Source organism: Methylovirgula ligni, assembly GCF_004135935.1.
Classification (GTDB): domain Bacteria; phylum Pseudomonadota; class Alphaproteobacteria; order Rhizobiales; family Beijerinckiaceae; genus Methylovirgula; species Methylovirgula ligni.
Genome location: NZ_CP025086.1, coordinates 3,047,009 through 3,072,222, shown reverse-complemented (window position 1 = coordinate 3,072,222; position 25,214 = coordinate 3,047,009). Strand labels below are relative to the sequence as shown.

Genomic DNA, 25,214 nt, shown 5'->3' with positions numbered 1-25,214 from the left:
TCGCATAGCTTTTATTAGTTGGCGAAAAGCTTCGGCTCTGTTCTCTCGTGGCACCTCGTTGGTATCCACGATTTTCTGAGCCCACTCAGAGACCGCCCTCGACCCAAATAGGTCGCATCGACTACCGGCGGCTGACCATCGACTACGAGCGGCTCACCCTTTCGAGTAGGGCCATGCTCCGGTTGGCGGCTATCAACATCATGCTGAACCGGATAGCGCCGAGGCCGAGTCTGCTCTAGTGAGAGAGGATTCTGGAAAATTGTAAATTATCAGCATCGCGAGCGAAATTAGGAGTAAGCGGTGCTGAGTAAGCGCGATGCAACGAAGAGATGGTCGTTTCAAATGCGGCAAATATGGAACTCTCTCAAATTTCTTTGGCAACGGACCGGCGACGTTTCATTGTTTGCGTGGCTTTTCCCTTGGCTCTGGGATTTTATTGTCAAAGCGTTTCCGTCGCTTTGGACCGGCGTTTTGACCGGTCTAGCAATTTTCGCCGCTTCGATAATTGGCATAGTTTCTCTCACACCCGTTGTGCTTTGGCTCCCTATTGCGCTGTGCTGCGGGATATTGGCGCTGGCGCTGGCTCATCTATGGCGATGGTGGCATCGCTCTGGAGTTGGAGTTCATGACAGGCCAATCGCAGAATTGAAAAATGAGGAATTACGGAATCGAGCAACGCAGTGGCTAAAGAGCAAGTTATCCAACAATGGCCTGCACGTTCGCGAAGCGAATTTATTCGGATCAATTCTCCACGACAACTATCCGACCAATGACGTCGATGTCGTGATCGAGTACAAACCTATCAGCGAGCGGCAGATAGCCGCCCATACCCGTCAGATCAGGGAGAGGGTCGCGGCAGAATTTGAGCGCACTTTTGGAAAAAGGTTACACGCGACATTCTTTTGTGCGAACGAAGGCGAGCGCCGTGAGCAGTTTTTTGCAAGGGCGGGGGAACATGAGGTCGTATTCAGCGAATCTTGAGCCGACCTTCGCTCTTCTCCCTTTTCTTCTCTCGTTCTTTCTCCTCAGGGCTCTTGTAGCTAGACATGTCGTTCAAGTTCAACGCTCCCATCAGCTTACCGATCTGCCCGATTGCAATGCCGTCCTTCTTCGCACGTTCAACTAGATCGCCATCGAACTTGCTTTCCGGCCGGGCAATGAGGATGAAATCGCCACTCCTAAGCTTCCGAGGTCTGCCGAGGTAGTCTGCTAGCCCGAAATCATAGGCGTCGCTCAGGAACACCCTTACAGTTGAGCGCCCCGCCGTTCGCTTGATCTGATAGATATATTCGTTCGCGACGTCCAATCGTGTGTACTCAGAGACACAATTGTGCTCACCCATGCGAGCTTCAAAGAAATCGATTATGGAATAATGCAATGTGCTCATAAACTGCCATCTGCTATTTCGGGCTGTGATCGGCGTAGACGATCATTTTCCACCGAACCGTCCCTTGAGACGGCGTGTGCTGATGATGGTTTTGTGGAGGAAGTGCTCTCTGCTCCTCCGCAACAACCTCGCGATGGCAGCCCATACAGCGATAAATCCCCGAATGAGGAGGAGCTGTGCCGGGGGAATATTCCTTGTCAAAAGCTGCGTCATCACTCTGCGTCAGATAGGCTCCGGATTTATAAAGTGCCATGCCGATCTCCAACCGGGCTAGGTTCAATGCTCCGCTCGCGGCAGCCATGTGGAGCGCGCATGGTAAATATGCAAGAGGCGATGATCTAAATAATCGTAAAAGTTGTACCTTATTGAAATCGCTTGTTAAGTTACCTTTTCAAACAGTCACTTAGTCCTCGCGCTCAGCCTGCCAGAGGCCGCCGCAGAACGCGGTCGGCGAGGACCAGAAGCCCTTTCCAGTGCCACCCTTCATCTTGCCGCCGACATTGGCGACCTGATCGTTTTTGCGCAGGGCGATCGAGACGGTGCCGTCGTCAAGGATGCCGCCTGCCGCGGTCGCTGCAGGGTCGCTCATCGCGATGACGCGAAAGTTCTGGACCTTGATCGTGCCGGTGTAGGAACGGGCACAGCTCCCGGTTCCATCCGTGGTCTTGATGTCGATGCGATAAGTGCCGTCGAATCCAGTCACAGCGGCTTGTTTGTGGGAGTGGCCATGATGGGCCGCCGCCACGCCGGTCAGCGGGGCGCAGAGCAGGGTGAAAACGCAGAAACGAAACCAAAAGCGGGAGATCATGTCGGCTTCCGTGGACTTTCGCGATGGGATCGGCACAAACCCGGTGCTTGCGACAGCGCCGCAAAACCGCCCTCGTACAGAGCCGTAGCTGGGTGGGTAAGCCAGAGCTTTCGCTGCGCCGCGGCGAAAATCAAGAGCGTTGCCGCACGCCAGCTATGCATCCACGGAAATCTGGGTCTGCATTAATCGTCGGTCGGGCCGCACCAGCCGGGCAGGAAGCTCGCCTCGGCGCTTTTGGCGAAGGCGAGGGCCTTTTCGATGGCGTGGGAAAAGTCCGTCTCGACGATCTTCCGCTTCAGCCGCCGTCGCAACGCATCTGCCCAGAGGAATTCGGCGAAGGGCGTCGTGTCCTTGGCGTAGCCGCCGGCCTGCCGCAATTCGCCAGCGAGCGAACGGAACGGGTCATCGACGAGATCGGTCAGCGCTTTGGGAATGTCGGCGTAGGTCTTGCGCTGCCCGTCCGCATCGAAGGGATGCATCCAGCCGCGATTGTCGAGAAAAACCCAGAAGGCTTCTTGCGGCAAGGTCCGCAGATCCGCGACGACATTGACCAGAATGTCCTTCACCTTCTCCTCGATCAATGCGAGGCCGAGATGGTGATGGTCGATGACGTAATGGCGTTCCTTCGGTCCGAGAATGACCGGGATCATATGCTTGCCGAGGAATTCCGAGCCCTTTTCGTCGGCGAGCTCTTTCCAGCGCTTGCGCTTTTCCTTTACCTCGCGATAGCCGACGGTGATCTGTGTCGGGCGCAAGTCGGTCAGGGGAACGGGTTTTAAAAGGGGTTCACGCACACTCATGATACGCCTCTCGCTGGCCCATAATGGCCGACCGCAAACTAGGCCGGAGAATGCGTGGCGTAAACCGCCCGGGCTGTGCGAAAACGCTCAGGGAATGGCGAGTCCGGCTTCAGCGCTGAGCTGGCGGAGCAGTTTTGCGCTCATCTCGCCATGTGCCGGCAGATGGTGGTCGCTTTCATACTGCACGATCGCCCGGTGGGTGGCCTCGCCGTCAATTCCGTCCGCGCGGAGCACATAGCCGAGTTTGACCAGGGCGCGCTGCACGGCAAGTACGGTGCGGTTCGGCTTTGGCGGTGCGCCGCCGTTCTGTTCCAGAATTTGCGAGATGCGGTCGGGCCGGGCCGGCGGCTCGGCCGTGGTCGCCGTGTGGTGGCGTGGCGCCGGTTGCTCATTTTTCCGGAGGAATTGCCCGAGTGGATCGGCGGGGACCGGAGCTGCGACCGGCTCTGGCGCTGGTGCAATTGCGACGGCAGGCGGCGCTGTCGGGGCCATGGTCTGCGGCGTGGGCTGCGGGGCCTCGGGAGCGGTCGCAGGTTGCTGCGGGAGTGTCGTGGCGTGGCCAAAGAATGGTGCCGGGTGGCGCGCCGTCTGCAGCTCAAGTGCGTTGACGGCTATGGCGGCGGCGATGCCGACCAGAAGAGCGCCAGCGATCCGGTTCGGATAATTGACGACATGTTTCGCGAACCGGGCGATGCGGGTCAACGTGCCGAAACGGCTGGGCTGCGGGGCGGCCTTCCTGCGGCGCGGTTCGGCGACGAGGAAATCGTTGTCGCTACGGGCGAGAGCTTCACGCAATTTTCTTCACCATCATTTCGTTGCTGAATTGGCGCGGTTCGTCGCTGCGCGAGCGGCGCGGCAAGGTCTCGATTCTGGCCGTCGCATTCTTGCTGGCCGGCAGGCGGCGGCAATCGAGCGGCAGGCGAACGCTGATGCAGGTACCCTGATCGAGTTCGCTTTCAATCGAAATCGTCCCGCCGTGCAGGCCGACGAGGCCGCGCACCACCGACAGCCCAAGACCCGTGCCTTCATAGCGACGGTCGTAGGAGGCCCCGGCCTGAAAGAACGGATTGCCGAGATTGGTAAGATCGTTGGGCGCGATGCCGATGCCGGTGTCGGCGACACTGACGACGACATTATTGCCATCGGGATGCAGCTTGACGGTGACCCGGCCGCCGCGCGGCGTGAATTTGATCGCGTTGGACAGCAGGTTGAGCAGAACCTGCTTGTAGGCCCGCTTGTCGCCGACGATCTCGTCGATCTCCTCGGGATAGGCACGGACGAGTTCGACGCCGCCTTCGCTCGCTTTGAGTTTCACCATGTCGCAGCACAGATCGATCAGCGGCGGCAGCGCGAAAGGCTCGGGCAGGATGTCGAACGCGCCGGACTGGATTTTCGACATGTCGAGGATCGAGTTGACGACCGAAAGCAGATGATGGCCGGATTTCTCGATGATCGCGGCATATTCGCGCTGCTTGGCGCTATCATCCGGCGTCAGCTCGGCATCCGCGAGAATCTCGGAGAAGCCGATGATCGCGTTAAGCGGCGTGCGCAGCTCGTGACTGACATTGGCGAGGAATTGATCCTTCCAGATACTGGCTTCATCGGCGGCGGCGCGCGCGGCGTCAAAGTCCATCTCGCGCTGCTTGGCTTGGCTCACATCGCGGAAGATCGAGATGACCCGCTCGGCATCCGCCCTGCCATCGGTCTCGAACGCAAAACGCCGCGCCCGCATTTCGATCCAGCGGAAGCTTGGCTCGTAGGCGCTTTTTCCGGAGACGCTCGCGGCCCGCAAGCGTAAGGAGGCGACGATCGTGCGCGACGACGCGGCGGCGTCGGAGATGGCCTTGAGGAAGGATGGCCGGTCGGCGACGTGAATGTGATCGAGCAGCCCGCGGCCCATCAGCTCGACGCTCGGCACGCCAAAAATCTCATAGCAATTCGTGCTGACAAATTCGGCGCCGCCATTGCGGTCCTGATGAATGATGAGATCGCCCAGCGTGTCGTAGACGGCGCGATAATGCTGGGAGCGCAAGTCCGCCGCCTGTTCGCAGCGCGTCTGCAAGGCGACGAGGCCGTGCGCCACGAGTGTCGCATAGAGAATGGCGGGCACCACCAGCAACGGGGCGTGGCCGATGGAAAAGCCGGTCGACAGCAAACCGATGTCGTCGGCGAAGGTCAGGCCGATCGCCGCCAGGACGGCGAGCCCTCCGGCCGCGAGCACGAGCTTGAGATTTTGCGAGAGAGCGCCTTCGAAGGGCGCGAGAACAAGCCAGATGAGAGCGGCTTCCCAGGGGCCGCCGCCGGCGGCGATGGTCGCCGCGGCACCGATGAAGCTGATGACGCAGATCGTCTGTGCAAGAAGCAGATTGCCGCTCCGCGAGAGCAAGAGCACGGTCGCGATCGGAACGATGCACCAGACGAAAACCAGCGCGTGCCAGATGGCGGGCGCGCCATAGACCGCCAGGAAAAGCGGTGCCAGGCACATGATCGCCAGCGAGCTTGCTAAGCGGCGGAGCAGGAAGGTCTCATGGCGCATCCGCTCGGCCTGATGAGGCAGGACTGAGAAATGAACCAGAGAGGCGATCTGCTTCTCGAGACTACCGGCGAAATTCAATCGCTGAACTCCAGCTTCCGCGCAATCAATGCGCGGTCGCTCGCGTGTTTCCATGCGGAGGCGCGATCTTCCTCAGGTCGCGAATCCTCCATGTTGCTGGAGCCAGAGTCGCAGGGGCGTCTTAAGTGAACGCTAAGCCGGGTCTCGAAATGCAATGGAAGGCCGTCGCGAGAGACACGCCGAAGGGGGCGGCAGCGCGAATTCTCCGGCTATGGTTTAGAAGCTGTTGCTGATCGGGCCGGGCGCGCCGCCGGAATAGTCAGCAAAGCGTAAACCCGGAGCCTCGAATTCTCCCGCGCATAATGGGACGATTTTTATGCGGCCGGGTTATCTTGCAGCATCGGCCGCCGGTTCTGGCAGGGGCGAATGAGACAAGCATGTTCTTCCTGATCCGTTGCGTCTTCTGGCTGTGGGTGGTGTTCAGCACCATCTTCGCGGAAGATTCGACTCACGGAACGTCAGTGCGGCAGCCAGCGCCGCCGCAAGCCAGCGCGTCGGTGCAATCGATTGCGCCTGTCGCCGAGAGCTGGTTGCGCGGAGCCGCGGCGCAGGTCGCTGATCGTTGCGCCGCCGCGCCCGCGACATGCCTCGCCGTCGCATCGCAGCTTTCGCGGCTCGCCGCGAGGCAAGAGCACGCACCGGCCTCCGCGGTCGCGCCGTCTGCTGCTCCGGTTCAGGTGGCCCGGCGCGTGGATGTCCCACTGCCGCCGCGCCGGCCGGACTTCACCGCCCTTGGCGACGGCCTTCAGCCCAAGCTGGAGAAGACAACCCGGCGTGCATATCTTATGAACCAATCCCGTGCCGAGGCGGATTTCTGATTCTCTGGCACGGATTGTGGTTGGCAACCCCGCCTGCCTGGATTGGATCATGAGTCTCGACGAAATCATCGAAAACTTCGGCTATCTCGACGATTGGGAAGATCGCTACCGCTATGTCATCGAGCTTGGTCGCACGCTCGAACCGCTTCCTCCGGAGGCGCATACGGAAGCCAACAGAGTTCTGGGCTGTGCCAGCCAGGTCTGGCTGGAGTCGACGGTCAACCGGACAGGGCAGGGCGAGCCGATCCTGACGTTCCGTGCCGACAGCGACGCGCATATCGTCCGCGGCCTCGTGGCGCTGATCGTGACGCTTTATTCGGGCAAGACACCGTCCGAGATCCTGAAGGCGGACGCCTCGGCTCTGTTCGATCAGCTCGGCCTCTCCGCGCATCTGACGCGCCAGCGCACCAATGGCACGCGCTCGATGGTCGAGCGGATCACACGCGATGCCCGCCGCGCAGCAGCGGAAGCCGTAGGTTAGGAAGAAGCCAGAAAAGGTTTAGCGCTGCTTGCGTCGGCGCTGCTGGCCGAGGCCCATCTGCTTGGCGAGGTTGGAGCGCGCCTTGGCGTAATTCGGCGCGACCATCGGATAGTCCGGAGGCAAGCCCCATTTCTCCCGATATTCATCGGGCGACATATTATACTGTGTCCGCAAGTGGCGCTTCAGCGACTTGAACTTCCTGCCGTCTTCCAGACAGATGATGAATTCGTTGGTGATCGACTTCTTGGCCGGAACGGCTGGCTTTGGCGCTTCGACCACGGCGATCGGATGGCCGGCGGTGACCCGTACAAGGGCCGAATGAACCTCATGGATCAGGCTGGGAAGATCACTCGCAGGAACAGAATTGTTGCTGACATAGGCCGAAACGATTTCGGCAGCCAATTCGATGTAATTTCCAGTCCCGGGAGTTTCAGTCATTTTCAGCCTTTTCTTCGCAATTTCCGCTAACACTGTGAAGTAGCGCGACTACAAAATCTGCTGAACGCAAATCCTTTGAACAAAAACTTGAATAACATGCCTATTGGATAAGATTTCCCTTATCGACTACGGTGATAAGATGAAATCTTCCCTTAGGCAAGTAGTGGAAGTCTTGGATTTCTAGACTTTCACAAAAAACTTTGCGATCCGCCAGTCGAGCTGCGGCTACACTGCTGTGTGTCAATATTGCCAACGTCGCCTAAGTCTAGGACTGGAAAGACGCTTTGAGATCGGCCATTGACTTGTAGCGGTGGGTACCCTGGGGGGACTGCGCTTCGATTGATCCATCCGAAAACATCACATAGAGAATGCCGGCCGCTTCATAACGTCCGATCGCTTTCGGCTCCGCAGCCGTCGCGGGCGGCGGCCCACCGGATTCGGGAGAGGCGGCCGATGCCTGGGGCGGGAGCGCCAGCTCCGCTTCGGGCTCTTCCTCCGCGGCATATTCCTCTGTTGCGTATTCTTCCGCCGCATATTCCTCGGCGGCGTATTCGCTCGACGCGCCCTCGGCGCCGGTGTGTGCGTAGTCCTCACCGAGATGATCGAAATGAAGCGGCGGCGGGCTGTCCAGGTCGACTGCTTCCTCGACCGGCTCCTCCGCGATCGGCGACGGCTCCCGCGTCGGTGAGAGCGGCGGCAAGTTGATGCCCGGCCAATCGAGGATCAGATCTTCCGCGACGCGGCGGCGCAGTTCGGCGATGGCCGGAGCGGGTTCCGCAGGGGTGGATTGTGGGGCGAACTCTCGAGTGAAACGCGGCCGCTCCCTGATCAAGGGGTTCGCAATATCGGCGGCGGTGGCCGGGCTCTCCGGCGCCGGAACCGGAACCTCGGCTTCGGTCGGCGGTGCCGCCTCCACGCCAGCGGGCGCGGGGCCGAGATTGGGCGCGATCAACATTTCGATGGCCGTTTCGAGCGTTGCCGGCTCTTCCGCAGCGATCCCAACGGCAGCCTCAGGCCGCGCGGCGTTGGCCAGAATCTGTTTCAAATCCTCGAGGCCCTTGACCACGCCGGCAAGCGCGAGCGTGATGATACCGCCCGTCAGAGCGGTCGTACCCGCGATAACGCTCGACCAGCCGCGCTCGGACGCGACGATGTGCGATCCGGTGAAAAGGAAATAACCGCCAACCACGATCAGCAGACCGCCGAGGATGAGGAGCGCATATTTCATGACTTATCCCTTTGCGCTTGTTGACGCCGATTGGACCCGATCCGCCGCACGTTCAATTATATTACCTCGCAAGCGTTGTGCTATAGATAACGCGCAACCGAGCGCCCCCGCGCTTCCTGGCCTCGCCTTTGCCAAGTATAAGGTTGCCGTGCTGCCTCGCCTTCCTAAGTGATACGGGCGGCCGCGACTGCTCCCCGTGGCGGGCTTACGCGGCTGCGCGCAAACTATTCTATCTGAAAGCCTATAAGGAGTAGATATGGCTCTCACGCTTCCGCCCCTGACCTATGCCTATGACGCGCTGCAGCCCTATATGTCGCGCGAAACCCTCGAATATCACCACGACAAGCACCACAAGGCCTATGTCGACACGGCCAACAATCTGCTGAAGGATAGTCCGCTTGCCGACAAACCTTTGGCGGAAATCGTCAAAGAATCGCACGGCAAGAATCCCGCGCTCTTCAACAATGCGGCGCAGGCCTATAACCACACGCTCTTCTGGCAATGGCTGAAGCCCAACGGCGGCGGCGCCATTCCCGGCAAACTCGAACGTGCGCTCATCGAATCCTTCGGCTCCGTCGAGGAGGCGAAGAAGCAGTTGATCCAGGGCGGCGTCACCCAATTCGGCTCCGGCTGGACCTGGTTCGCGCTGAAAGACGGCAAAATCGAAGTGCTGAAGACCCCGAATGGCGAAAATCCGCTGATCCACGGCGCGATACCGCTCCTCGGGATCGATGTCTGGGAACATTCCTATTACATCGATTACCGCAACCGCCGTCTCGATTACCTGCAGGCTGTTGTCGATCACCTCGTCAACTGGGAATACGTGGCCGAGCGCTTCGAGGCCGGGGTGGCGTAAGCCCCTCCGCGTTTCGAGCTATGCCATTGCGCCGCTCAATTGCGGCGATAAAAGGTCGGCCGGGTACTTGTCTAAGTGCCTGGCCGGCCTTTCCTTTCTGGGGTGAACGCCCCGAGATCCCTTGGCTTTTGACTTGGCGGCGAAATGCAAAGATCGTGGTCGCGCGCGATTCGCATCGATTCCAGAAATCTAGAGCGGGATTTGTGCGAAAAACCGCCCACACTTTTTCGCATCCCGCTCCGGGCGGACGCCTGAATGTATAAAAACCTTTTCTCTGTCGCGATGCTGACACTCCTGTCGCGCGCGACAGGATTCGTCCGCGACGTGATGCTCGCCGCCGTGCTCGGCGCGGGCCTCAACGCCGATGCCTTTGTCGTCGCCTTCCGCCTGCCGAACCACTTTCGCGCGATCTTCGGCGAGGGCGCGTTCAATGCCGCCTATGTGCCTTGCTATTCGCAGATCCTGTCCAAGCACGGGCCGGAGGCCGGACGGCAGTTCGCCAGCCAGATTTTCACGCTCCTGCTTGCCTCGCAGATCGTGCTGCTCGCGCTGGCGTTTCTGTTCATGCCGCAGCTCATCGATCTGCTCGCGCCGGGCTTTCGCGCCGATCCGCAGAAATTCGCGCTGGCGATCACGCTGACGCGGATCACCTTTCCCTATCTGCTCTTCATCACGCTCGTCACGTTGCAATCGGGCACGCTGAACGCGCTGGAGCATTTCAACGCCGCCGCCTTCGCGCCGGTCCTGCTCAATGTGGTGATGATCCTTTTCCTCGCGGTCGCCTTTCTGTTTCCGAGCGCGGGCGTCGCCGCGGCCGTCGGTGTTACGGTGTCGGGCGTCGCGCAATTTCTGGTGACGTTCTGGGCGCTGCATCGCATCGGCCTGCATGAGCGTTTGGTGCGGGATGTCTGGAATGCGGACGTCAAACATTTCTTCGTCGTGCTTGGCCCAGCAGTGATCGGCGCGGCCGGGGTACAACTCGCGCTCTTCGCCGACACGATCATCGGCTCGATGCTGCCGACCGGCGGTGTCTCGTCGATCTATTATGCCGATCGCATCTATCAATTGCCGATCGGCGTCGTTGGCATTGCCGCAGGCACCGTGCTGCTGCCGGAGATGAGCCGCCGTCTCGCGGCGGGCGATGAAGCGGGCGCCTATTATGCGCAGAACCGGACGTTGGCGCTTTCTGCCGCAATCGCCGCGCCATGCTTCGTCGCCTTCATCATGATCCCCGAGATCATCATGCGCGGCGTCTTCATGCATGGCGCGTTCACGGAGCATGATGCTCTGGCGGCGGCAGCGGTGCTCACCGCCTATGGTTTCGGCATGATTCCGATCGTGCTGATCCGTGGGGCGGTCGCAAGCTTTCAATCCGTCGGCGACACCAGGACGCCGATGCTGATTTCGCTCTTCGCGGTCGGCGTCAATGTCGCTTTGAAGGTGCTGTTGTTCCGTTCTTTCGGCGCGGTCGGCCTCGCGGCGGCGACGGCCACCGGAGCATGGATCAACCTGCTGCTATTAATGGGGCTCGGGAGCCAGCGCGGGCTGATGCGTCTCGATTGGGTCTTCGGCAAGAGCGCGGCGGCGACCTCGGTTGCTTCCTTCGCCCTCGCGCTGTTCGCACTCGCGGCGACATGGCCGGTGGCGGAATTTTGCGCCCGCCTGCCGCGCTTCCAAACTGAGGCGGAACTCGTCCTGTTGCTTGTATCCGGGGCAATCGTCTACGGCGTCGTGCTGGGCGCCGGGCTGTTCGCAACCGGCGTGCAGTTGCGGCGAAAAGGCGGAGTCATCGCGAGCCAAAGGCGAAACAATCCAGAATTACTTTGATATCTGGATTGCTTCGGCGCTGGCGCGCCTCGCAATGACGCTTATTAGAACAGTCCCTCGATCTGGCCCTTGTCATCGAGCTTGATGTTCACCGCCGCCGGCACTTTCGGCAGGCCGGGCATGGTCATGATCTCGCCGGTGATCATCACGACGAAGCCGGCGCCGGCCGAGAGGCGCACTTCGCGCACTGGAACGGTAAAGTCTGTCGGCGCGCCGAGCTTGGTCGGGTCGGTCGAGAAGGAATATTGCGTCTTGGCCACACAGACGGGCAGGTGGCCGAAGCCGAGCGCCTCGATGTCGGCGATCTGCTTCTTGGCGGCCGGCTCGATCGAAATGTCCTTCGCGCCGTAAATCTCCTGCGCGATCTTGCGCATCTTCTCGGTCAGCGACAGCTCGTCCGGATAGAGCACATGGAAATTGGCCTTGCCGGACTCGGCAAGCTCGACGACCTTTTCGGCGAGCTTGGCCGCGCCCTTGCCGCCCTCAGCCCAGTGCTTGCAGACGATCGCCTCGGCGCCGAATTCGTCGCGCGAGGTCTTGGCGATGATCTCGAGTTCGCTCTCGTTGTCGCCGCCGAAATGGTTGATGGCGACGACGACCGGCAGGCCGAACTTGCGCACATTGGAGACGTGGCGGCCGAGATTGGCGAGGCCCGCCTTCACCGCCGCATGGTTTTCCTTGCCGAGATCGGCCTTGGCGACACCGCCTTGGGCTTTCAGCGCGCGCAGGGTGGCAACGATCACCGCCGCGGACGGCGCGAGGCCCGCCTTGCGGCACTTGATGTCGAGGAATTTCTCCGCGCCGAGATCGGCGCCGAAGCCTGCTTCGGTCACGGTGTAATCGGAGAGCGCCAGGCCCGCGGTCGTTGCGATCACCGAATTGCAGCCATGCGCGATATTGGCGAAGGGGCCGCCGTGGATGAAAGCGGGGGTGCCTTCGAGCGTCTGGACGAGGTTCGGCATCAAGGCGTCCTTGAGCAGGACGGTCATCGCGCCGGCGGCCTTCAGGTCTTCCGCCGTGATCGGCTTCTTGTCCGGCCCGTAGGCGATGACGATCTTGCCGAGCCGCTCCTGCAAATCCTGAAGGTTGCGGGCGAGGCAGAAGATCGCCATGACTTCCGAGGCGACAGTGATGTCGAAACCGTTCTCGCGCGGGTAGCCGTTGGCGACGCCGCCCAGCGAGACGACGATCTGGCGCAAAGCACGGTCGTTCATGTCGACGACACGGCGGAGCGCGACACGGCGCGAGTCGATCGCCGGCGCGTTGCCCCAATAGATGTGATTGTCGATCATCGCCGCGAGCAGATTATGCGCGGCGGAAATGGCGTGGAAGTCGCCGGTGAAATGCAGGTTGATCGCCTCCATCGGCACGACCTGCGCATAGCCGCCGCCGGCGGCACCGCCCTTCATGCCGAAGCAGGGGCCGAGCGAGGGCTCGCGCAGCGCAACGACGCTTTTTTTGCCGATGACGCGCAGCGCGTCGGCGAGGCCGACCGACGTTGTCGTCTTGCCTTCGCCCGCAGCGGTCGGGTTGATGGCAGTGACGAGGATGAGCTTCGACTTCGGCCGGCTCTTGGCACTCTCCTGCGCCCGCGCGAGGAAGTCGAGATCGACCTTGGCGATCTTGGTGCCATAAGGTTCGAGCGCATCGGCCGGAATGCCGATCTTCTCGGCAATCTTCAGAATTGGCTCAAGTTTGGCGGCGCGGGCGATCTCGATGTCGGTCGGCATGGGAGTCCCTCGGGTTTGCCTCGCGCTGGTTCAATCCGCGCAAGTTGCTGAAGGGTTGGGAAGCTTGGGTCTTCCTCGGCGAAGCGTGGTCCTGCCGTCAAGCCGCCAAAAGGTCAATGTCCAACTTGCCGCAGATCGCTCTGCGGCAGCGCACTATTGCCGGTGGCGGCGCAGCATAAGTTGCTCTCACGCCGCGCCGAGCGCCGTCAGGATGCGAACCCAGCTTCGCGCGCCTTTGTGGAACGAGGACAATTCGTATTTCTCGTTCGGCGAGTGAATGCGGTCGTCCTCGAGGCCAAAGCCGATCATCAGGCTTTCCATGCCAAGGTCGCGGCGGAAGGCGCCGACGATGGGAATCGAACCGCCGCTGCCGATCAGCACCGGCTCTTTGCCCCATTCGTCATTCAAGGCCGCACGGGCGCGGGTCAGCGCCTGCGACTCCAGCGGCAATTGCAGCGCCTCCGAGCCGCCATGCGCGACAAATTCGACGCGGCAGTCGGCCGGCAGGCGGGCTTTGACGAAGGCGCGGAAACTCGCGTCGATCTGCTGCGGGTCTTGGGCACCGACGAGACGGAAGGAGATTTTGGCGCTCGCCTGTGCCGGCAGTACGGTCTTGAAGCCCTTGCCGGTATAGCCGCCGGTGATGCCGTTAACGTCGCAGGTCGGCCGCGACCAGAGCATTTCGAGCACGCTGCGGTCTTTTTCGCCGGCCGGGACGGACAGCCCGACGTCCTTCAGGAATTGCGCGCCGTCGAAACCGATGTCGCGCCATTGCGCGGCGATCTCTTCCGGCAATTCGGCAACGCCGTCGTAGAAGCCCGGCAGCGTCACACGCCCATCGGCATCATGCAGATCGGCGATGATCCTGGCCAGCACATGGATCGGATTGACTGCCGCGCCGCCGAACAGACCGGAATGAAGGTCGCGGTCCGCGCTCTTGATGACGAGTTCTTCCGTCACGATGCCGCGCAGCATGGTGGTGACGGCGGGTGTCGTGCGGTCGAGCATGCCCGTATCGCAGATCAGCGCGACATCAGCGTGGAGTTCGGCCTTGTTCGCGGCGAGGAAGGCGGGCAGGGAGCGCGACCCCGATTCCTCCTCGCCCTCGAAGAGAATGGTGATGTCACAGGGCAGCGGCCCGGTTGCGCGGAGCGCGCGGCAGGCCTCGACGAAGGTCATCAACTGGCCCTTGTCGTCGGAAGTGCCGCGGCCGACGAGCTGCGGACCGGTCGGCGCTTCGGCGAGCCGCGGCTCGAAGGGCGGCGTCTGCCAGAGGTCGAGCGGGTCCGGCGGCTGGACGTCATAATGGCCGTAGAAGAGAACATGCGGCGCCCCTGGCCGTCCGGCTTTAGCATGGGCGACAACCATCGGATGGCCTGCGGTCGGCCGCACTTCGGCTTCGAAGCCGATGCCGGCAAGCTCGCCCTTGAGCCATTCCGCCGCCGTCAGGCAGGCGCCCGCATAGGCGGGGTCGGTTGAAACCGACGGGATCGCAACGAGAGCGAAAAGGCGCTTCAGCGCCGCGTCCTGATCGGCGTCGATCCGCGCCAGCGCAGCGTCGAGCTGTGCCATTCAGCCTCCTCAAACAGGGAATTGCGGGGGAATCTATTCCCTTGAGGGCGGCTTAGTCGTTTGGCGGCCGGGCGGCAAGAGCGGGCGTGTCCGCGTCAAGTAAGCGGCAAATAAAAAAGCCGGCCCTGGGGGCAGGGCCGGCTTTACGGTTCAAAATGTTTTTGGTGCTTAGAAAATGTGGCGGAAGATCCAGTAGAGCGACGCCGACAGCGCGATCGCGCAGGGCAGGGTCAGGACCCAGGCCATCACGATATTGCGCAGCGTCGCAAGCTGCAGGCCCGAACCGTTCGCCGCCATCGTGCCGGCGATGCCGGACGAGAGGACGTGCGTGGTCGAAACCGGCAGGCCGAAGTTGTCAGCGGCAAAGATCGTTCCCATCGCGACGAGTTCGGCGGCGGCGCCCTGACCGTAGTTCAGATGCTCCTTGCCGATCTTCTCGCCGACGGTGACGACAATCCGCTTCCAGCCGATCATCGTACCAAGGCCGAGCGCCAGCGCGACGCAGATCTTCACCCAGATGGGAATGAACTTGGTCGAAAGATCGAGTTCTTTCTTGTAGGCCGTCAGCGTCTTGACATCGCTGGCCGAGAGATCGCTTGCCTTGTCCTTGCTGAGGACGCGGATCGCTTCAGAGGCCAGATACATATCATTTCGGGTGTTCGACACCTGGTCCGCCGGCACTTTGGACAGCGAGCCATAGGTCTTGACCTGCTTGGAGATGTCCTGGATCAGCGCCGCGAGCGACGGATAGGTGCCTTCGTTCAGCTCATGCTGCGCGATATAGGCTGTCACCGCGGGGCGGGGATTGCCGATAACATCGTAGCCGCTCGCCTTGGCGTCGACGACTTTCGCCGCGGCGTTGGAGGTCGTAATAAACGTCTCGACGTGATGGGCCGGCACGGCGCGGTTCAGCGCATAGGCCGTCGGCACGGTGCCGATCAGGATGAGCATGATGAGACCCATGCCCTTCTGACCATCGTTCGAGCCATGCGCGAAGGAGACGCCGGTGCAGGTGAGCACCAGCAGGCCGCGAATCCACGGGGGCGGCGGCTGGTCGTTCTTCGGCTCCTTGAACAGATCCTTGTTCTTGATCAGCGCCTTGAAGGCGAGGAGCAGGAGCGCCGAGCAGACGAAGCCGACAAGCGGCGACAGCAGCAGCGCATAGCCGATTTCCGTGGCCTTGCCCCAATCGACGCCGGAGGTGCCGTCGCGGCCGCGCATGAGAGCGTTGGCGATGCCGACGCCGATGATCGAGCCGATCAGCGTATGCGAGCTCGAAGCCGGCAGGCCAAGCCACCAGGTCCCGAGGTTCCAGATGATCGCCGCGATCAGCATGGCGAAGACCATGGCGAAGCCGGCGTCAGAGCCGACCTGCAGGATCAGTTCGACCGGCAACAGCGAAACGATGCCGAAGGCGACGGCGCCGGTGGAGGTCAGAACGCCGAGGAAGTTGAAGAAGCCCGACCAGACCACGGCGAGTTGCGCCGGCAGCGAGCGGGTATAGATGACGGTCGCGACCGCGTTGGCCGTGTCATGGAAACCGTTGACGAATTCGAAGCCGAGGGCGATCACCAGCGCGACGCCGAGGAGAAGGAAGGGCGCGGCGCTTTTAACGATTGTGCCGGTCGTCTCGACGTCGTTGTGAACGTTGTAGGCGGCGAACAGCAGGCCGCAGCCAATAATGGTAAGAAAAACAATCACGGCCTTCATATCGATCGGGTGATCGAGCTTTGGGGCCGGACCTCGGGTGTGTTGCGGGGCGGTATCAACGGATGAAAGGGAAGTCATGGCGCGCATCCTCCTAACGGCGGCGCTAACCAAACCGAACTGCATAACAGTTATGTGACAAAGCCCGAGGTAAACGACCGATGTGGAAACTTTGATGCGATTGCGAAGCGATCTGTGGGTATCGGCCTATTTGCGGCGTTGCGGCGTGGAAGGTGCGGCGGCTTATCTGCGGCGGCGCGGCGCGGCGGAGGCGGGCACGGTTTTCGTCAAGATCGATCGCCTCGACGGGCAGGCGGCTCTGTTCGGCCCGGCGCCGCAAAGCGCGTTCAGCGAGGGCGATCGGCTCTTCGTCCCGCTTTACAAAGAGGCGTGGCTCGATCCGGCCAAGATTGAAGCGCGGTTGAAGCGCGAACTCGAATTCGATGTCGATCTCTGGATTGTGGAAGTCGAGGATCGGCTTGGCCGCAATTTTCTCGATCTCGCGCCAAACGCGTGAGCTATTGTAGCGGCCGCGCAACGCCGGCCCTTTTTTCCAGATCCGCCAAGCCGCGTTGAGAAAGCGTTAACCATGCCCCGGTGAGGCTGACCTATGCGCTCGGGCGCGGATGCGGAGATCGATGACGGACGCCCGGCCGCAGGAGGTCGAACCTATGGGCGAGCTGTTGGCTTTCAGGGTGCAGCCCCGCGTATCGCGCCGCGATGTGTCCCGTACTGAAGGGGCGGAAATTCTATTCTTTACCGGCGTGCGCTACGTGCGGATGGAAGATTATGTCGACGACCGGACCGCGCGTAACCACAGGCCCGACGATAAACGCCAGCCGGTCCGCCGCGAACTGGCGCCGCACTGATCAATCCTGTGCGAGGGTCTCCGGCGCGCAGGAAACGGATTTGACCTCGGCCTCCGCATCGGCGCGCTCGCTCGGATAGGTCGACAGGGCATTGACGAGCACGAAACCTTTTGCATCCGGGGCAACGAGGCGCAATTCCTTCAACGGCTGATCGTTGTCGTCGCCGTCATTCTCTTGCTCTGCATCGAGCTGCGCCTGCGTCATGATCCGCACATCGATCGTCCCGTGCAGCGAGGCGCGATCGGTCATCGAATAGAAAACCTGACCCGTCCGCGTTCGGAACGAAACCGTCAGCAGCCGGTTGCCGGGCAGATCGGCGTGCAGGTGCAGCGGCCCGTTGGCGAGATCGTAAAGGCAGACCGCCTGCGCCACGGCAGGGTCTGCGAAGGGCGTCAACTGATGCCCGGGCAGCGTGCGGGGCAGGAGCGTCATCTGGCCGGGTTTGGCAAGGGCGACCAGCCGCGTATAGGCGTCACGCGGCGCGACCTGCGGCATGACGAGAATGGCGACGATATGCACCAGCCCGGCGACGAAGACCGCGCCGGTCACATAAAGAAGCAGGCCGAAGAAGCGGTCGCTGAAAGTCATGCGCACCCGCCACGCTGGATTTTTGGCAGCGCCCCGGCACTGACCTTCGTCGTCCCGAAATCGAGCAAAGTGTCATAGAGGCGCAGCATCAACGCATAGTGTTTCGCCTCGCCGACTGGCAGCCAATTGCCGGGCCGCGCGGTGCGGGCAACGGCGATCGTGAATGTTCCATCCGCGGCGCGGACGACTTCCGCCGAGGTGAAGCCGAATCTTTTCGCGCTGTTGTCGATCAAAAAGCCTTTCGGCGACACGAGGGTCAGCGTCCAATAGCGCGTCGGCGGGACGGTACCGCTGACCGTGTACTCGCATTCCGGCCGCAAGGACGCGCCGTCGCTGTCCGTCCGGGCGATGAAAGTCAGCCCCTCGGCGCTGCCGAGCGGCAATTCCGCCGTACGGGCGATAATGGCATTGGCATAGGGATCGATATCCATCGTTCCGCTCTTCGGCTGACCGAGCCAGGGGCCGGCACGGGCGGTGTCGAAGCCGATGCCGTGATCGAGCACGCGCGCGGTGACGAAAAACCCCAGCACAATTCCCGCAAGCGCGGTGAGAAGGAATTTGATGAGGGTCAACGCGCCGGGCCTCCAGAGCAGACCGCCGAAGCAGCTATCGATTTTCGCATAAATCCCGCGCTCATGGGAATCGGTTACATTGTATGGGATTTATTGCGGCTGCGGCGCGTTCTCCCGGTTGCCGGCGATGGTGCGCGCCACAGTATCGATGCCAGCCAGAACGTCGGCCGAGCGATGCGACAGCGCCGCGGGATGGCGCGGCGGCGTCGGACCCGAATTGTCCGCTGCGGCCACCGTGGCCTTTTGCGCGACCGCGGGCGGGGGGCCGCCCGGCAGCGGTTTAAGCTCTACGCCCTGATGGGCATAGGCCATGATCAGATGCCAGGTCATCGCCGGCAGCGAGCCGCCAGTCATGTTGTTGGTGGGCGTATCGTCGTCATTGCCAAACCAGATCGTGCCGACGAAGTTGCCGGAATAACCGTTGAACCAGGCGTCCTTGAAGCCGTTGGTCGTGCCGGTTTTGCCGGCGATATCGACATTGTCCAGCTTGGCCCGCTGCGCGGTGCCGTCCTGCACGACATTGCGCATCATCGTCACCATGTCGATGATCTTCGCCTTATCGAACACCTGCTTCGGCGCCGGCGCATCGCGGTCGTGGCTGTAGATGAGGTCGCCTTTGCTGTTATAGATTTCGACCGCCGCATAGGGCGTGACCCGCTTGCCGCCGTTGGCGAAGGTCGCGTAGGCGCTGGACATTTCGATCACGTTGACGTCGTCGGCGCCGATCGGCAGCGAGACCGTATCAGGCAGCGGCGTATAAATTCCCATCTTGCGGGCGGTCTCGATGATCTTGGCGCGGCCGCGCTTGGCTTCCTCAAAGACGTTGTTGTGCCCCGGCATCGAGTCCGCTGCGCCGATGGCGATCGACAGCCGCACCGCAACCGTATTGAGCGAATGCGTCAGCGCGGTGATAAGCGGGACCCTGCCGTAATATTTGTTGCCGAAATTGTGCGGACACCAATTGCCGATACAAACCGGCTCGTCGACCACGATCGTGTCCGGATGGAAGTTGCCGGTGAGCAAAGCCGTCAGATAGACGATCGGCTTGAACGAGGAGCCGGGCTGACGCATGGCGTCGACGGCGCGGTTGAACTGGCTCTCGCCATAATCCTGGCCGCCGACGATGGTGCGCACGGCGCCGGTCGAGGGGTCGAGGATGACCATCGCCGATTGTTTGACATGATAGCTCGGGCCGTATTCGCGGAGCTGGTCGGCGATCGTGTCGTCGGCGTATTTCTGCAGGTTGGAATCAAGCGCCGTGCGCACGGTCAGCACGCGATTGTTGCCGAGCTTGCCCGCCTCGGCGAGCTGGCGCACCTCGTTATAGGCCCAGTCCATATACCAGTCGGGCGAATAGGTCTGGCCGCGCGGCACCGGGGTCGCCGGATTGCGGACCGCCGCATAGATCTGACCTTCCGTCAGATAGCCGGCGTCGACCAGATTGTTGAGCACCTCGTTGGCGCGGGCACGCGCGGCGGGCAGGTTGATGTGCGGGGCATATTTGGTCGGCGCCTTGAACAATCCGGCAAGCATCGCCGCTTCCGCCAGGCTCACGTCGCGCACCGATTTGCCGAAATAGAATTGCGAGGCGGCCTGAATCCCGAACGTGCCGCCGCCCATATAGACGCGGTCGAGGTAGAGCTGGAGGATTTGGCGCTTGGTCAGATGGCCTTCGAGCCAGAGCGCGAGATAGGCCTCCTTGACCTTGCGGGTGAGCGTGCGCTCATTGGAGAGGAAGATATTCTTGGCAAGCTGCTGGGTCAGCGAGGAGCCGCCCTGGACGACGCCATTGGCCTTGGCATCGACCATGAGAGCGCGGAAGACGCCGACGAAATCAATGCCGATATGCTCGAAAAACCTCCGGTCTTCTGTGGCGATCACCGCGTCGATCAGATATTTAGGCATCTGCTCGATCGGTACGGAATCGTCATGCTTGATGCCGCGCCGCCCGACCACTTGGCCGTAGCTGTCGAGGAAGGTGACGGCGAGATCTTCCTTTTTCAGCCAGTCCGCGCCGGAGGTGTCCTCGAAGGCGGGGATGGCGAAAAAGAGCGCGACGATCCCGATGCCGAGGGCGATGTTCGAGCCTTCGCAGGCCATTTCGACCAGCAGCCGGCGCCAGCCGGAGACGTGCAGCCGGTCCATGACGGTGATGAATGCGGAATAGGCGTTGCGCGACCTCTCGCCGGATTCGAAAAGCGAGGAATCGAAAAAGGCGTCGAGTTCAAGGAAGGCGCGGGAGGCCCTCTTGTAAAGGCTCGATGAGCGCAGCCGGTCGAACAGGTTCATACCGCTTTGGCCTTCGTGCGAATTCAGACCGGAATAGTTGCAATTTCCGGCGCCGTCCAGCAATCGTGTGAGGCGCCCCAGCAAAGGCTTTGATCATGAGTCATGAACCACGCCGTCGCGGCAACAGCATGGCGGAGACGCCCTATTGGGACGAGAAGCCGCTTGAGGCGCTGACACCGGCGGAATGGGAGAGCCTGTGCGATGGCTGCGGGCGCTGCTGCCTCGTCAAGCTCGAGGACGAGGACACCGGCCGCATCTACTTCACCGAGATCGCCTGCCGCTTGCTCGACGTCACGACGTGCCGCTGTTCCGACTATGCCCACCGCCGGCGGAAAGTCCGCGATTGCCTGAAGCTCACGCCCGATCTCGCCACGTCTCTCGCCTGGCTGCCGCCGACCTGCGCCTACCGGCTGCGGGCGGAGGGGCGGCGTCTGGCGTGGTGGCATCCGCTCGTCTCCGGCTCGCCGGAGACGGTGCATGAGGCGGGGATTTCGGTGCGCGGCCGCGTCAGCCTGACCGAGACCGATCTCAAGATCGACGACTATGCCGGGCACATCGTCAGTTGGCCGGGAAAATCGCCGCGCGGGGCGCGGGCGCGGCCGGTTCCGGGGACGGCGGCCAAGTCCGCCCCTGGTAAATCCACGCGCAAAGCCCCGGGCCGCCCGCAGATTCAAGAATCCCGGTAGCTCTTTGTTCACTAGAATATCGACTGGACTTCGATGGGCCAAAAAGACCTTGGATGGAAAGCACACGAGGTTATTCGCACAAGACTTTGATTTACAATATAAATTTTACGACGCGGCATTGCCGGGCGCGGTCGCCGGCGCCGATCCTCTGGAACTCTACTATTAACTAGCGGAAGTTTTTACCAATCGTCACTTACGTAAGCGGGCAGTTTGTTTTCAGGGATCTCTGCCCGTGACCAAACATTTTGATACGAACCCGATTTTGCGGGCCGGCCGCACGCTTGCCGGCGCTTTCATCTGGCATGTGCGGGGGCATCTGCCGCGTTTCACCGCCGACCGGCGCGGCAATGTGGCGATGATTTTCGCCATTTGCTCCATCCCCATCATGTTCGCCGTCGGCATGGCGATCGATTATACGTCGGCGACGCGACGCAAGGCCAAGCTGGACGCGATTGCCGATGCCGTCGCGCTTTCCACGGTTACGCAGTCCGGCAATCCGCCCTCATTTTCGGCGATACCTGGTCTGGGGCTGAACCAGACCCAGGCTCAGGCCAGGGCGCAGACGATGTTCAACTCGCTCGCCGCGACGGTTCCGGGCATCAGCAACTTCAACGGCACTGTGACCGTCGTTGATAATACGACGGCGCAGACGAGCCCGCGAAAGACGCAAGTTGTCTATACGGCGGATTCGAACAATGCGTTCGGCAATATCCTGAACCTGAAAACGATCGGGATCGGCACGCCCGCTGGAGGCGTCGTGGCCGAGGTCGCTATGGCGCCGAACATCAATTTTTACATCCTCGCGGATTCATCGCCTTCGATGGCCATTCCGGCCACGTCGGCCGGAATCAGTTCGATGTACACCGCAACTTCGTCTGGCTCGGGAACCGGCGGTGACAACGAGAGCGGCTGCGCCTTCGCCTGCCATGAATCCGATTATAGCAAGTGGGTGCTGCCGGGCACTTCCTCGTGCATCGGAATGGTCTCGAAGACCGCCTCGATAAAAAGCGGAAACAAAACGACCACACTTACGTACTACACGGCAGGAACCGCCAAGAATCCGGGATATGTCGACGACTACACCTATGCAGAATGTGTGCTTGGCCTGACGCTTCGTATCGACAACCTACGCAACGCCATCACGCAATTGGGGCCTTATGCACTCCAGGTCGCTGCGAAGAACGCGGCGACCTACAACATGTCGGTCGCCACGTTCGATACGGATTGGACGGGCTCCCCATGCAAGTCGGGAAATTCGCCGCTGCATTATATCTCGGGGGGCTCTTCCATGACGCCACAGGACATGTCCACCGCTTCGACCGCCGCGGGGAACATCCAGATGCTGCAGATGTTCGATAACGGCTATCTGACGGGGACCAACCAGACCTCATCGACAACCTCACAATACGCGCAGACCTGCAGCAATAACGACGGCAGCACGGCTCTCAACACGGCCATGACCAGCATCAACTCGCTCATGCCGACGCCTGGCAGCGGAACCAACGCGGGCACGGACACGCCGCAGGAGGTTTTGATGCTCATCACCGACGGCGTGAATGACACGCAAGCCAGCTCGCGCAATATTTCGGTCATCGATACGACGAAATGCACCGCCATCAAAAATAGGGTGAGCGCCAGCGGTCTGCCGATCCGGATCGCCGTGCTGTATCTCGACTACTCGGCGCTTCCCAGCAATAGCTTCTATACCTCCAATGTTGCGCCGATAGATAACAACACCAGTCCGGCGCCAAGTCCCAATATCCAGACCGCGTTGCAGGCTTGCGCCTCCTCGCCGGACCTTTTCGCCAAAGTCACGACGGACCAGGACATCGGCGCCGCGCTGCAGCAGCTTTTTCTCGCGGCAACAGCGAATGTCTATCTGGCGCAATAGTTTATTGACGCAATCGGTCGGGCGGCGCGCTAAAACTGGCGCGAGCGCAAGATTTTGAAGCCTTGAATATAAGCACTGACGCGCGGTAGCCGCGGTGGAGGCAGAGGCGCAACGTCCTGCCGCCTCGCGTTGTCCGCCCGCAGTATCTAGCGATCAGGTAGCGGGGCAGGTCGGGTAGGTATTGGTCGTACCCGCGTAGGTGACGCGTTCGCTCATACGCGGGTAGAGGTAAATACTGTCTTTGAGGGTGATAGGGCCGATGACCTTATAGCCCAGAACGGGCGTATAGCCGTAGCTGACCTGGCCGTAGATGACCGTGATGCAATCGCCTGCGAGGGAACTCGGCAGCGTGAAGGGCGCCCCTTGCGTCAAAGCGTTGCTGTTGTTCGGCCACGCGCCGCTCCAGTCCACTGTCGCATTGCCGTTTGAATCGGTTGAGACCTCCGAGACAATAATGCTCAGCGTGCTCGAGGGATAGGGAGCGATAACCGCCGTCGATGCCTGAAGAATCGAGTTGAGACTGGATGTCGTGAGTGACTGAGTTCTTGTTGCCAGATCGGTGACGGTACGCGCGGTCATCGTCACCTTGCGGCTGATCGATACGGCCTGGCCAACCTGTGTCACACCGACGAATACGAAGAGCAGGACCGGGAGCGTCAGTGCGAATTCGACCGCTGCCACTCCCCGCTCGTGGGAGGCCAGACGCCTCAGTCCATTGTATCGAAAGCGCTGGAACATCATTGTTGCGCGGGCTCGTTCATAAATACCGACGTCGCCATCAAAAGGCGTTTGCCGTTCGCCAGATTGGCGAGATTGAAGCCAAGAAAGTTGCCGAAAACCGGCCATTCGTACATGACTTGAAGAACGACGATATCGGTGTTGGCCTGGGTATGGCTTCCGGTCTGGTAGGTCCAGGTATTGGTTTGAAGCGTCGCGTAGCTGGGCGCCGCGGTATTCGCCGTGGTCCACGAACTGGCTGTCTGCATGTTGACCATTACGTTCGAGCAGTTGAACAGCGCGACGAGAAAGCTGCAGACCTGCTTCGTGAATTGAGCCTGACTCTGATAGATGGAAGCACCACTCGCGTTCGTCGCGCCGACGGTGCTCGACACCTGATTGGTCATGACGAGCCGGCCGGCTTGTTCGGCGGCGGTTTCCAGTTCCTGTTCCGCCATCAGGACGATCGCGGCTTGCAGCGCCGCGAAGATGATGGCGAAGAGCGGCAGCGCGACCAAACCGAATTCGACCGCGGTTGCGGCGCGCTTGTCGCGCGCGAACCGTACCGGCAATTTCAGCCAGCGAAAGCGCGGTTGCGGGTTTTGATCGGAGCGAGGGAGCATCGCCAGGGATCCGTCAGCGTCGTTCAGGATGTTTTGTCTCCTGACGGAAAGTATCGGACGGACATTGCCTAATGGTTACGTAGATGCCGGGTTAGGGGTAAACGAACCGTTACGGAGGCGTATTTTCTTTGCCCGCGAAAGGTTATTCGCTATTGCCGTGAGGCGCTGGCTGGGCGGCAGGCTTGCAAAGTCAAAGCCCGAATGTATAGCTTCCCGCGAGCACCAGATGTTCATCGCGCATTCACCGCGTTGAAGCGAGTCTCGACCCGATGCGGCACGCCGGCCCTGCACTCGCTGTCTTCTTGCTCGCCGGCTTCCCAGCGATGGCGGCCGGGAGTGCGCATTCCGTTGGCGCCGCACACGCCGCCAGCACGCGGATCGCCGCCGCGACTCATCCTCCACAGTCGGAACATCGTCCCCCACAGTCGGAACACGAGTGCTATTCGGCGGCTCAGACACGGCGCGAGATCGCCGCACGCAAGCTGGCCGAGCCATTCGGGCTGCTGATCGGCGCGGCGAACCGCTTTCAAGCCGAGGCGCTGGGCGTTAGGCTATGCCGCCATAAAGAGCAATATATCTATGAAATTAGCCTCTTACGCCCTACAGGGCGGGTGATCCATGTGTTCACCAATGCCGTGACGGGACAGATTCTCAGCGTCAAGAACGCGAAGTGAACAAATATATGAATTAAATGCGCGCTAGGTGACCGGTGC

At 61.3% G+C, this 25,214-nt stretch carries 25 protein-coding genes and 1 pseudogene; 10 read left to right on the top strand and 16 right to left on the bottom strand.

The window, feature by feature from the left end; translation table 11 throughout:
- The first annotated feature begins 300 nt into the window (after nt 1-300).
- Nucleotides 301-981, top strand: coding sequence for a hypothetical protein (locus CWB41_RS14855; protein WP_129396520.1), 681 nt, complete (start codon nt 301-303; stop codon nt 979-981).
- On the opposite strand, the gene CWB41_RS14850 is transcribed toward CWB41_RS14855, so the two are convergent.
- The 6 genes from CWB41_RS14850 to CWB41_RS14825 all read right to left on the bottom strand — a co-directional run bounded on the left by CWB41_RS14850 (nt 968) and on the right by CWB41_RS14825 (nt 5,609).
- Nucleotides 968-1,387 (bottom strand): hypothetical protein, encoded by a 420-nt coding sequence (locus CWB41_RS14850; protein ID WP_129396519.1) that lies wholly within the window; start codon nt 1,385-1,387, stop codon nt 968-970. The two genes, CWB41_RS14855 and CWB41_RS14850, sit on opposite strands and share 14 nt — an antisense overlap.
- Before the next feature lie 13 nt (nt 1,388-1,400).
- Entirely contained in the window at nt 1,401-1,640 is a 240-nt protein-coding gene (locus CWB41_RS14845; protein WP_181902956.1) for a hypothetical protein, read from the bottom strand.
- A gap of 150 nt (nt 1,641-1,790) precedes the next feature.
- Nucleotides 1,791-2,195: a hypothetical protein gene (locus tag CWB41_RS14840; RefSeq protein WP_115836206.1), complete on the bottom strand. Its 405-nt coding sequence runs from the start codon at nt 2,193-2,195 to the stop codon at nt 1,791-1,793.
- 182 nt (nt 2,196-2,377) lie between these two features.
- On the bottom strand, nt 2,378-2,995 hold the full coding sequence (locus tag CWB41_RS14835) for a ParB-like protein (RefSeq protein ID WP_115836207.1): 618 nt from the start codon (nt 2,993-2,995) through the stop codon (nt 2,378-2,380).
- Nucleotides 2,996-3,082: 87 nt separating this feature from the next.
- Nucleotides 3,083-3,790 (bottom strand): peptidoglycan-binding domain-containing protein, encoded by a 708-nt coding sequence (locus CWB41_RS14830; protein ID WP_115836208.1) that lies wholly within the window; start codon nt 3,788-3,790, stop codon nt 3,083-3,085.
- Nucleotides 3,783-5,609, bottom strand: coding sequence for a PAS domain-containing sensor histidine kinase (locus CWB41_RS14825; RefSeq protein ID WP_165204390.1), 1,827 nt, complete (start codon nt 5,607-5,609; stop codon nt 3,783-3,785). Before CWB41_RS14825 ends, CWB41_RS14830 begins: the two co-directional genes overlap by 8 nt.
- A 377-nt stretch (nt 5,610-5,986) precedes the next feature.
- Here CWB41_RS14825 and CWB41_RS14820 point away from each other — a divergent pair, with 377 nt between their 5' ends.
- The gene (locus tag CWB41_RS14820; protein ID WP_129396518.1) at nt 5,987-6,427 is read left to right on the top strand and encodes a hypothetical protein; all 441 of its coding nucleotides are present in this window, start codon (nt 5,987-5,989) and stop codon (nt 6,425-6,427) included.
- Nucleotides 6,428-6,476: 49 nt separating this feature from the next.
- A complete protein-coding gene (locus CWB41_RS14815) occupies nt 6,477-6,908 on the top strand; it encodes a SufE family protein (protein ID WP_115836404.1) in 432 nt (143 codons plus the stop codon).
- Nucleotides 6,909-6,926: 18 nt separating this feature from the next.
- Here the strand turns inward: CWB41_RS14815 and CWB41_RS14810 are convergent, their stop codons facing one another.
- Together CWB41_RS14810 and CWB41_RS14805 are read right to left on the bottom strand one after the other, a co-directional pair.
- On the bottom strand, nt 6,927-7,346 hold the full coding sequence (locus CWB41_RS14810; protein ID WP_115836405.1) for a Ros/MucR family transcriptional regulator: 420 nt from the start codon (nt 7,344-7,346) through the stop codon (nt 6,927-6,929).
- Nucleotides 7,347-7,611: 265 nt separating this feature from the next.
- Nucleotides 7,612-8,574: a hypothetical protein gene (locus CWB41_RS14805; RefSeq protein ID WP_115836211.1), complete on the bottom strand. Its 963-nt coding sequence runs from the start codon at nt 8,572-8,574 to the stop codon at nt 7,612-7,614.
- A gap of 256 nt (nt 8,575-8,830) precedes the next feature.
- Here CWB41_RS14805 and CWB41_RS14800 point away from each other — a divergent pair, with 256 nt between their 5' ends.
- Complete coding sequence (locus tag CWB41_RS14800) at nt 8,831-9,430, top strand: superoxide dismutase (RefSeq protein WP_115836212.1); 600 nt, start codon at nt 8,831-8,833, stop codon at nt 9,428-9,430.
- A gap of 255 nt (nt 9,431-9,685) precedes the next feature.
- Complete coding sequence (gene murJ / locus CWB41_RS14795) at nt 9,686-11,257, top strand: murein biosynthesis integral membrane protein MurJ (RefSeq protein WP_115836213.1); 1,572 nt, start codon at nt 9,686-9,688, stop codon at nt 11,255-11,257.
- Nucleotides 11,258-11,301: 44 nt separating this feature from the next.
- On the opposite strand, the gene CWB41_RS14790 is transcribed toward murJ, so the two are convergent.
- The 3 genes from CWB41_RS14790 to CWB41_RS14780 all read right to left on the bottom strand — a co-directional run bounded on the left by CWB41_RS14790 (nt 11,302) and on the right by CWB41_RS14780 (nt 16,347).
- Complete coding sequence (locus tag CWB41_RS14790) at nt 11,302-12,987, bottom strand: formate--tetrahydrofolate ligase (RefSeq protein WP_115836214.1); 1,686 nt, start codon at nt 12,985-12,987, stop codon at nt 11,302-11,304.
- A 186-nt stretch (nt 12,988-13,173) separates the two neighbouring features.
- Nucleotides 13,174-14,559: a M20/M25/M40 family metallo-hydrolase gene (locus tag CWB41_RS14785; RefSeq protein WP_115836215.1), complete on the bottom strand. Its 1,386-nt coding sequence runs from the start codon at nt 14,557-14,559 to the stop codon at nt 13,174-13,176.
- A 168-nt stretch (nt 14,560-14,727) separates the two neighbouring features.
- A complete protein-coding gene (locus CWB41_RS14780) occupies nt 14,728-16,347 on the bottom strand; it encodes an inorganic phosphate transporter (RefSeq protein WP_115836406.1) in 1,620 nt (539 codons plus the stop codon).
- Nucleotides 16,348-16,441: 94 nt separating this feature from the next.
- Between CWB41_RS14780 and CWB41_RS14775 the strand changes: the two genes are divergently transcribed.
- Both CWB41_RS14775 and CWB41_RS14770 read left to right on the top strand, forming a co-directional pair.
- Entirely contained in the window at nt 16,442-16,783 is a 342-nt protein-coding gene (locus tag CWB41_RS14775; RefSeq protein WP_115836216.1) for a DUF1491 family protein, read from the top strand.
- A 154-nt stretch (nt 16,784-16,937) separates the two neighbouring features.
- Nucleotides 16,938-17,135 carry a hypothetical protein gene (locus CWB41_RS14770; RefSeq protein ID WP_129396517.1) on the top strand — a complete coding sequence of 66 codons (198 nt, stop codon included), beginning with the start codon at nt 16,938-16,940 and terminating at the stop codon, nt 17,133-17,135.
- On the opposite strand, the gene CWB41_RS14765 is transcribed toward CWB41_RS14770, so the two are convergent.
- The 3 genes from CWB41_RS14765 to CWB41_RS14755 form a co-directional block, all read right to left on the bottom strand.
- Nucleotides 17,136-17,723 (bottom strand): DUF1254 domain-containing protein, encoded by a 588-nt coding sequence (locus CWB41_RS14765; protein WP_115836218.1) that lies wholly within the window; start codon nt 17,721-17,723, stop codon nt 17,136-17,138.
- Nucleotides 17,720-18,295, bottom strand: coding sequence for a DUF1214 domain-containing protein (locus CWB41_RS14760; protein ID WP_115836219.1), 576 nt, complete (start codon nt 18,293-18,295; stop codon nt 17,720-17,722). The genes CWB41_RS14765 and CWB41_RS14760 overlap by 4 nt, the downstream gene beginning before the upstream one ends.
- Nucleotides 18,296-18,385: 90 nt before the next feature.
- A complete protein-coding gene (locus tag CWB41_RS14755; protein ID WP_245411230.1) occupies nt 18,386-20,584 on the bottom strand; it encodes a transglycosylase domain-containing protein in 2,199 nt (732 codons plus the stop codon).
- Between the two features lie 95 nt (nt 20,585-20,679).
- Between CWB41_RS14755 and CWB41_RS14750 the strand changes: the two are divergent.
- Nucleotides 20,680-21,192: pseudogene (locus tag CWB41_RS14750) on the top strand (YcgN family cysteine cluster protein); the annotation flags it as partial.
- 310 nt (nt 21,193-21,502) lie between these two features.
- Nucleotides 21,503-23,161, top strand: a complete 1,659-nt coding sequence (locus tag CWB41_RS14745; RefSeq protein WP_115836221.1) for a TadE/TadG family type IV pilus assembly protein — start codon at nt 21,503-21,505, stop codon at nt 23,159-23,161.
- Nucleotides 23,162-23,314: 153 nt separating this feature from the next.
- Here CWB41_RS14745 and CWB41_RS14740 read toward each other — a convergent pair whose 3' ends face one another.
- Nucleotides 23,315-23,842: a TadE/TadG family type IV pilus assembly protein gene (locus CWB41_RS14740; protein WP_165204387.1), complete on the bottom strand. Its 528-nt coding sequence runs from the start codon at nt 23,840-23,842 to the stop codon at nt 23,315-23,317.
- A 56-nt stretch (nt 23,843-23,898) separates the two neighbouring features.
- Entirely contained in the window at nt 23,899-24,501 is a 603-nt protein-coding gene (locus tag CWB41_RS14735; RefSeq protein WP_115836223.1) for a TadE/TadG family type IV pilus assembly protein, read from the bottom strand.
- 302 nt (nt 24,502-24,803) lie between these two features.
- Here CWB41_RS14735 and CWB41_RS14730 point away from each other — a divergent pair, with 302 nt between their 5' ends.
- A complete protein-coding gene (locus tag CWB41_RS14730; RefSeq protein WP_165204384.1) occupies nt 24,804-25,175 on the top strand; it encodes a PepSY domain-containing protein in 372 nt (123 codons plus the stop codon).
- Nucleotides 25,176-25,214 lie beyond the last annotated feature (39 nt).